Here is a 1811-nt window from a genome sequence, read left to right as displayed (position 1 = left end):
TTGCTGGGGAGTGGGGCCATAATTTTCTGGACGAATCGGGCGGAGAAGCCTACACCGGACGAACCGGAGTAGTAGAAACCGTATTGGCCGGACCCTCACTGGCTCGCTTTTATCGTCAGCAAACAGGAGAAGAACGAAACCTCAGGGAAATCTACCAACGATCCCAATCCGGTGATGATCCTGCAGCAAAGCAAACCATTGAACGGCTCACCGAATTCTTCGGATTGGCTATTTCGGTGGTCATCAATATTCTTGATCCCGATGCAATTGTACTCGGAGGAGGAGTTGGTAACATCGATGAGCTTTATACTGACGGGGTAGAAGCTATTGAAAAGTACGTATTTAATAACCGGCTGGACACGCAGTTTTTCCGCCCCAAATTAGGCGATAGCGCCGGAGTCTTCGGGGCCGCCATGCTGGTAAGCGAAACAATCTAAAGCTTAGTTATCGTTTACATTTTGCTTATTCGGTAGTAAGTAGGCAAAAGATATTGCAGTGGCTAACTTATAATAACGGTCTTACGTATATTTACATATCCAAAATGTAAAATTTCGTATCTATACTTAAAGCATGAGTTCTATACCTAATCAACCGATCCCATTAAATGATCTTTCATTGGTAGCTCAAGCTCAACATGGAGTTGATGCTCAAGCCATCACTTCTTTCCGGGAATATGCTCAGTTAAGCAAAGAAGTAATGGCTGGTCTACTTCACGTCACCCCCAAAACTATAGATAACCTGAAAGCTAAACGCAGGAAAATAGGGGTTGTACAGGCAGAAATTCTACTTAGTCTTATTCGGCTGTTCAATCGAGGAGAACACCTTTTTGGTAGTATTGATGAGTTTAAAGGCTGGCTAGGATTACCCCAGCCCGCTTTAGAAATGCAACCACCTAATAAGTTTCTTTTCAGTATCACCGGCATTCGGTTAGTAGAAGAGTGTTTGGAACGTATAGAACAAGGATACGCCGCCTAAGGATAAAGTGCTAGTTTACAGAATCGTGAGTAAAAGATACTCTAGTAATTTGTACGCTTCCGGCCTTCCTGGACGATGGAACCAGCGAGGGGAATTAGTGATCTATACGGCTGCCTCAGCTGAAATTGCCTTACTGGAAAATGTGGCTCATCGTATGGGCAAAGGAGGGTTCATGCGAAATGAGTTTTTTTGTATGGAAATAGAAGTGCCGAATACTTCCGCACAGGTCATAGACAAAACCGAGCTGCCTACAGCATGGAGTAGTGCTTCCCCGTATAGCCAGACCCAATCCCTAGGAACGGCTTGGTATCAGGCAAAAACACATCTATTACTACGAGTCCCTTCCGCTCCGGCTCCTACCGGAACCAATTATCTGATCAATACCACTCATCCTCTATATCGCGAGGTGCAATTAGTCAGAAGTTACTCTTACCCTATTGACCATCGCTTTGCCCAGTTGGATAACGACCTCACACAGTATCTAAAAAGAAGAGGTGAAAGAGAGAAATAAGCAACTTCAATTAATAGCTCTCAAGCTGTTAGTTAATCCCTAAAGCTTTGTAAACGTCTTAAGTGTAGCTATACGATCTTTTTGCAATGCAAAAAAAATGATCGAGTTACTATGGGGGCTGCCGAGAATTTGTACTTAATAGAGCACTAATTCAATAAAAATGTATAAAGCGCCCCAGCTACTATTCCTCCCACGATCGGTCCGACTACAGGAATCCAAGAGTAACTCCAATCACTGCTACCTTTGTTAGAAATGGGTAAGAGTGCATGCATAACTCGGGGAGCGAGGTCACGAGCGGGATTAATGGCATAACCAGTAGTTCCCC

The 1811-nt window shown here is 44.1% G+C and carries 4 protein-coding genes; 3 read left to right on the top strand and 1 reads right to left on the bottom strand.

The window, feature by feature from the left end; translation table 11 throughout:
• The 3 genes from WBA23_RS08185 to WBA23_RS08175 form a co-directional block, all read left to right on the top strand.
• Positions 1-437 (top strand): ROK family protein (locus WBA23_RS08185; protein WP_424581785.1); only part of this gene is annotated, 437 nt, incomplete at its 5' end.
• Between the two features lie 133 nt (positions 438-570).
• Positions 571-975 carry an antitoxin Xre/MbcA/ParS toxin-binding domain-containing protein gene (locus tag WBA23_RS08180; RefSeq protein ID WP_424581784.1) on the top strand — a complete coding sequence of 135 codons (405 nt, stop codon included), beginning with the start codon at positions 571-573 and terminating at the stop codon, positions 973-975.
• A 25-nt stretch (positions 976-1000) separates the two neighbouring features.
• Complete coding sequence (locus WBA23_RS08175) at positions 1001-1486, top strand: RES family NAD+ phosphorylase (RefSeq protein ID WP_424581783.1); 486 nt, start codon at positions 1001-1003, stop codon at positions 1484-1486.
• A gap of 146 nt (positions 1487-1632) precedes the next feature.
• Here WBA23_RS08175 and WBA23_RS08170 read toward each other — a convergent pair.
• On the bottom strand, positions 1633-1811 hold a 179-nt coding region (locus WBA23_RS08170), incomplete at its 5' end, for an aquaporin (RefSeq protein WP_424581786.1).

The sequence above is a fragment of the Tunicatimonas sp. genome, assembly GCF_049647865.1.
Classification (GTDB): Bacteria; Bacteroidota; Bacteroidia; order Cytophagales; family Cyclobacteriaceae; genus Tunicatimonas.
This window is presented reverse-complemented; position numbering and strand designations above follow the sequence as displayed.